Annotated in this window: 6 protein-coding genes; 1 reads left to right on the forward strand and 5 read right to left on the reverse strand. The window is 37.5% G+C overall.

Annotated features, from left to right (window positions below):
* A partial coding sequence (locus HRT72_04635; protein NQY66993.1) for an OmpA family protein occupies positions 1 to 1,216 on the forward strand: 1,216 nt, incomplete at its 5' end.
* On the opposite strand, the gene HRT72_04640 is transcribed toward HRT72_04635, so the two are convergent.
* From HRT72_04640 to HRT72_04660, 5 genes are all read right to left on the reverse strand, one after another.
* Positions 1,209 to 1,781, reverse strand: a complete 573-nt coding sequence (locus HRT72_04640; GenBank protein NQY66994.1) for a hypothetical protein — start codon at positions 1,779 to 1,781, stop codon at positions 1,209 to 1,211. The two genes, HRT72_04635 and HRT72_04640, sit on opposite strands and share 8 nt — an antisense overlap.
* Complete coding sequence (lhgO, locus tag HRT72_04645; protein NQY66995.1) at positions 1,782 to 2,981, reverse strand: L-2-hydroxyglutarate oxidase; 1,200 nt, start codon at positions 2,979 to 2,981, stop codon at positions 1,782 to 1,784.
* Positions 2,978 to 3,790, reverse strand: a complete 813-nt coding sequence (gene murQ / locus HRT72_04650; protein ID NQY66996.1) for an N-acetylmuramic acid 6-phosphate etherase — start codon at positions 3,788 to 3,790, stop codon at positions 2,978 to 2,980. The genes lhgO and murQ overlap by 4 nt, the downstream gene beginning before the upstream one ends.
* A gap of 9 nt (positions 3,791 to 3,799) precedes the next feature.
* Positions 3,800 to 4,564, reverse strand: a complete 765-nt coding sequence (locus tag HRT72_04655; GenBank protein ID NQY66997.1) for a hypothetical protein — start codon at positions 4,562 to 4,564, stop codon at positions 3,800 to 3,802.
* Between the two features lie 72 nt (positions 4,565 to 4,636).
* The coding region (locus tag HRT72_04660; protein ID NQY66998.1) for a transketolase at positions 4,637 to 6,807 on the reverse strand (2,171 nt) is incomplete at its 5' end.

Raw genomic sequence — 6,807 nt, forward strand, 5'->3', positions numbered from 1 at the left:
GAATTGGTCGAAGGCGAAGAGACTGGGAAAGAACATTAATACACCTTATCACGAGTCGTCGGCATGTTATTCTTATGATTCCAAGACTTTATACTTTGTTAGCGATAAGCCAGAAGATTCATATGGCGATCATGATATATACTTAAGCCATTGGGATGAGGATAAAGAGGAGTGGGGCGAACCTAAAAATCTTGGACCAGCTGTTAATACACCTCTAAAGGAAGAATCTGTTTATATGCACCCGGATGGTAAAACACTATACTTTAGTTCTCAAGGGCATATGTCGATGGGTGGGTTAGATATCTTTAAATCTGTTCTCGAGGATGGTAAATGGTCTACTCCTGAAAACTTGGGATACCCAATTAACAGTGCAGATAAAGATGTATTCTTTGTAATTGGTGCCAGCGGTAAGCGAGGTTATTATTCATCTTATAAGAAGAGTGGGTATGGTCGTGAAGATATCTATATGATTACATTCTTAGGACCGGAAAAAGAGCCAGTGTTAAACGGAGAAGACAATTTGTTGGCCAGTGTTGCGAGTCCAGTTAAAGAGAAGGTAGTCGCTAAAAAAGTTGAAATTAAGACGAGCAACTTAACGATTCTTAAAGGGGTTATATCGGATGAGAAAACAGGAGATCCATTAGAGGCTACAATTGAAATTATGGATAATACGAAGAATGAAAAGGTTGCTACTTTTAAGTCGAACCGAGCATCGGGTAAATATCTTGTGTCTCTTCCTGCTGGTAGGAATTATGGTATTTCGGTTAATAAAGTAGATTACTTGTTTCATTCAGAGAACGTTAATGTGCCAGCTAACGTAGGTGGATATTCCGAAATAATTCGAGATGTTACTCTGAAAAAATTCGCAGTAGGTACAAAGATTATTCTTAGAAATATTTTCTTTCCATTCGATAAATATGATTTGACCCCTGAGTCGAATGCTGAGTTGCAAAAACTAGTTAAGCTATTGAAAGATATGCCGTCACTGAAAATTAGAATAGGCGGTCATACGGATAGTAAGGGTAGTGATGTGTACAACCAGAAGCTTTCGGAGAATAGAGCAAAAACTGTTGTTCAGTATTTAATTAGCAATAAGATCAGTAAAGATCGCTTGGAGTTTGCTGGTTATGGAGAAGTTCAGCCAGTGTCTACTAACGATACCGATGAGGGGCGACAAGAAAATCGCCGAATTGAGTTCGAAATTATTTCTAACTAATCCAGTGAGGAATTTCTAAAAGATTAGAAAGTACTGCCTGTAGCTGTTCTGGATTGTAAGTTCGCCAAGCAACAAAGTTTAAATCTTCATTCCAGTTAAAGTAATCCAAGATATTTTCAGATTCAAATTCACGTAGAACATGATTTTGAAAATTCACTATCGCTATCCAACCATCTTCTATTTCCTCTTTCCATTCTTCGTAGTAAGAATCATCAGAAGCGTGAAAATTCAAAATGTTTTCTCCGATAAGAGCGAATTTATTAATACCATGAAACATTAAGTCATCAAGGATATTGCGCTTAAAATGCATGATATCGTTGTTAATACAATCATTCCATTCACCAATTAACTCGATACATGCAAACTGAGTATCATAATCAACGAAAATAATTTTAATGTAAAGTGTTGTAGAGCCAATGTGGTCCCATTGAGGATGAATGAAGTGATCATAGATTTTGTTTTCTAGATCGAGCTCACTGTAGTCGCGTTCAAAAAGAGGTGATTTCTCGTCTTTCGACGAAACGTAAATATTACGCCATGCATAGTGAGGTTCAATGTCTACCACTTAATTAAGTTGATTGAGTGCTAAGCCAGCGATGGTTTCACCTACTGCCAAAGAAGAAGTGGCTGCTGGAGATGGTGCGTTACAAACGTTTATTATTTTATCCCTTTCCATTATGCTAAAGTCATCTAATAAGTTTCCTTTAATATCGCATGCCTGTGCTCTTACTCCAGCATGAGCAGGGGTAAGATCATCTTCCTGTATTTCTGGTAATAATTTTTGTAAGGCTTTAGTAAAGGCTGCCTTTGATATTGAACGATGCATTTCACCCATACCAACTTTCCAGTATTTAGCAACAACTTTTTGAAATCCAGGCCAAGCTAAAGATTCCATGAATTCGGCTATGTTTACATCTGTTAGTTTATATCCTTCACGTTTAAATGCTAATACGGCATTTGGACCAGCCTCTATTTCACCACTAATCATTCGAGTAAAATGCACACCTAAGAATGGAAAGTTTGGATCTGGTACAGGATAAATAAGGTTGTTCACCAGGTGTTTAGCACTGTCTTTAAACATGTAATACTCTCCTCTAAACGGAATGATTTTTATATCAAGATCAGGGAAGGTTTTCCTAGCGATCTTGTCAGAATACAGTCCGGCACAATTAACTACAAGGCTAGTTGAGAAACTACCTTGATCTGTTTCTATTGTAAGCTCATTTCCTTTTTCTTGAATGTCTAAAACTTTATGCTTTAACTTAATTTTGCCTCCTTTTTCTTGAATGAGTTGAGCATATACTTTTGATACTTGCTTATAGTCTATTATTCCAGTTTGAGGAACCCAAAGTCCTTTAATGCCATTAACATGTGGTTCTATTTCTTTTAATTCTCCCTGATTGATTTTTTTAATGCCTTTAAGTCCATTTTCGATTCCTCTTGAGTAGATGTTTTCCAGAGGTTGAAATTCTTCCTGAGAAGTTGCAACAATTATTTTACCACACATATCGTGTGCAATATCATTTTTCCTACAGAAGTCCAGCATTAGATAGTATCCCTTTATGCAATTAATTGCCTTTAAACTTCCTGGTTTATAGTAGATTCCAGAATGTATTACACCGCTGTTATGACCCGTTTGATGTCTGGCAACACCGTCTTCCTTCTCCAATAAACAGAGCTTGATTGTAGGCTTTTGTTCTAATAATTGAAGGGCTGTGGCTAAACCTACAATTCCTCCACCAACTATAATTACATCGTATTTCATTCTTGTTGTTTTGATTCAATAGCTTTTCGAACACTGCCAAACTTTAAGAGCATATCCTTAGCCGTTGCATAGTCTACCCCAATTTCGTTCACGATCATCTTGGTACCTCTGTCAACTAGTTTGTCGTTGCTAAGCTGCATGTCCACCATTTTGTTTCCTTGAACTTTTCCGAGTTTAATCATCACCGATGTGGTAATCATATTTAGAACTAGTTTTTGTGCGGTACCAGCTTTCATACGTGTACTACCAGTAACGAATTCTGGTCCAACCACAACACTAATAGGGTACGATGCTACTTCGGCTAAAGGGGATTCATCATTACACGTAATACAGCCTGTAGTTATATTGCGTTCGTTACATTTTTCAAGTGCTCCGATAACATAAGGAGTTGTTCCTGAAGCTGCAATTCCAATTACTACATCTTTCTCATTTACTTCATGCATTAGTAAATCTTTCCACCCTTCTTCCCAGTCGTCTTCCGCGAATTCAACTGCTTTTCGAATAGCTGTATCTCCACCTGCTATAAGAGCAATAACTAAACCTTGTGGTACACCGAATGTCGGTGGGCATTCACTAGCGTCTACAATACCTAAACGTCCGGAGGTGCCTGCGCCTAAGTAAAATAGGCGACCACCATTTTTTAGTTTAAGAGTTATTTGGTCTACAATTTTTTCAATTTGAGGGATTTCTTTTTGAATGGATTCAGCAACAGTCTTGTCTTCTCTATTGATATTAGATAAGAGTTCATTCGTCGTCATTTTTTCTAAATGATCGTGGTTCGAAGGGGTTTCCGTTGTTTTTATTCCCATAGTTATACGTTAAATCTTTTTCCTCCCGTTTTTGAGTTTTCTATTAAAATAATAACCAAGTTTCATATCAAAAGAGAATGATCTAAACTTATTTTCCTTGAAAGTAACAGCAGCTGCATCTTGTCTTTCAGCTTTATTGAACTGATGCGTATAATTTGGCTGAAGGATAAGTACCATCTTGGTTTTAACGTACATGCTAATGCCTAAGCCCACATTACCACCAATATACCATGGGTTATATAATTTTAATTCTCTGTTTATTAGTTTGTCATCACTGAATTTCCCCGAACCATCTTCATCCAAAGAAAATGTTGCTATTTTCTCACTCACCAATCGACCTAGATGTAGACCCGTTGAAAATATTAAGCGCGACTTTTTATTTAATTCTTTGTGCCAATTAAACACTGCAGGAGTTTCGACATAAAAAGCGTTTAGTCTAACTAGTTTATCTGGTGCATCTGGGTATGTGAGTACTTTTTGATATCCTTTATTGACAAAGAACAATCCAGTCGAGAAACTATTTAAATCTGTCATGAAAGATTTAAACTCTATTCCATAGTTATAAGACCATTTTATGTCGTACAAATCGATTTTGTTTAAATCTGGATTGTTTTTAATTGTATCTCTATTTAGGCGGTTATATTGGCGATCTAATTTGTCGGACATATTCTCGATAGAAGGAGAGACCATGACAGTAATTTGCCATGTCTCAGTTGCGATACAAAATTTTCCTCCAAAAATGCATGCCAAAAGAATCAATACGATTTTATTCATAGTATAAAATTAAGGAAAGGATGAAAGACGGAGAGGATGCCGAATCAAATATTGGCAGGAGTTATTAACGAACTAGTATATAACCGGAAACTTGTTTGGGTTAACTTCATGCATCATGGTATAAATTGTCTCAAAAACCTCGTCTGAACTAGGTTTGGAGAAGTAATCTCCATCTGTACCATATGCTGGTCGATGTTCTTTAGCAGTGAGAGTTCTTGGCTGACTATCTAAATATTTATATGCCTCTTGCTCTTCTATAACTTTTTGCATCATGAATGCCGAGGCTCCACCAGGAACATCTTCGTCGAAGAATAAAACTTTGTTCGTTTTTTCTATAGAGTTGATAATGCTGTGATTAACATCAAAAGGAAGTAGGGTTTGTATGTCGATTATTTCAATGGATATTCCAACTTTTTCCAGATCTTTAGCTGCGGCTAAAGCGATATTACAGCAAAAGGCGTATGTAACAATTGTAATATCCGAGCCTTCTTTAATTATTTCGGGTTGACCAAGAGGAATTCTAAACTGACCAAGGTTAGACGGGAGTTTTTCCTTTAATCGATATGAGCTAAGTGGTTCAATTATTAGTGACGGATCATCGGATTCTAACATGGTATTGTAAAACCCAGCTGCTTGCGTCATGTTTCTTGGGACAATAACATACATTCCACGAACTGCATTTATAATCATTCCCATCGGAGATCCAGAATGCCAAATACCTTCTAAACGATGTCCTCTTGTTCTGATTATTACTGGTGCTTTTTGTCCACCTTTGGTTCTGTAATGTAAACTTGCCATGTCGTCTGTCATGGTAGGTAAGCCATAAACGAGGTAATCTAAATATTGTATTTCGGCAATTGGTCTTAAACCTCTTTGGGCTGACCCAAAGGCTTTCCCCATTATACTTGCTTCTCTAATGCCAGCATCATCTACTCGCAATTTCCCATGTTTAGCCTGCATGCCTTCCATGCTTAGATTAACACCTCCTAGAGTCCCGACATCCTGTCCGAATACAAATACCTTTGGGTTTTGAGTTAGAATTGCGTCGAAATTGTGTTTTAGAATTTCCCTGCCATCTACAATTTTAGCATCCTCATTATATTCTGCTTTTACTTCTTTAATCTTAATCGCCGCATCCGCCGAGTTGCTGTATAGATATGAATTATATCTTTCGTAATTCGCAGCATTAGATTCATCTAACCAAGAGAGTAGCTCTTTTCTAGCCGAAGAATCTTCATCACGCGTAATTCTTAATACTTTCTTGACTCGAGTAATGATCGATTTCCGATCAGTTACAAGTTGAAGATTTGAGATTTCTTGTTTTAAGGCTTTGATTTCCGTTTGAAATTTACTTTGTATTTCGAGCCTTGTAAAAATGCCAGATACTGTTTCTAGTTCGTCGTGAATTCCTTTTGTATATGTTTCCCAAGCAGAAACTTGAGCTGTCTTTGCAATTTTTTTAGCCTTGGCATCAATTTCATTCAGTTCTTCTTCTGAAGCGATGGACATATTAATCATCCATTCCCTCATTTTTTTAATGCAGTCCCATTCGTCTGCCCAGGCTAACTCTTTATCTGTTTTATATCGTTCGTGAGAGCCGGAAGTGGAATGCCCTTGTTGTTGGGTGCATTCGTCCACATGAATTAGGATAGGTGAATGATCTCTTCTTGCTGAGCGAACAGCTTCTTGGTACACTCTACAGAGTTCTGGATAATCCCAGCCTTTAACTTTATAGATAATTAAGCCATTACTTTCTTCAGTTTTTTCGAAGCCGGCCATAGCCTCAGAAATATCGGCTTTAGTAGTTTGGTGCTTTTTCGGAACGGAAATTCCAAACCCATCATCCCAAACAGACATAACCATTGGGACTTGCAATACACCGGCCGCATTCATTATTTCGAAGAACATGCCTTCGGATGTTCCAGCATCACCAATGGTACCAAATGCTACCTCATTTCCTTTGTCTGAAAATGTAGTGTATTGATGTAAATCTTTGTTTTGCCTATAGAGCTTTGAAGCCAACGCTTGCCCCATAAGTCTAGGCATTTGACCAGCGATACAGGAGAAATCAGATGCTGAGTTTTTTATTTTAGTAAGATCTCTCCAGCTTCCATCATCGTTTAAATTTCGAGTAGCGTAATGCGCCACCATAGATCTTCCTCCACTTGATGGGTTGCTCTCAATATCGGTGTGAGCATACAACTGTGCAAAGTATTCTTCTAGTGTAGAAGTATTAGTGGCTA

The organism is Flavobacteriales bacterium, from assembly GCA_013214975.1.
In the GTDB taxonomy this organism is placed as follows: Bacteria; Bacteroidota; Bacteroidia; order DT-38; family DT-38; genus DT-38.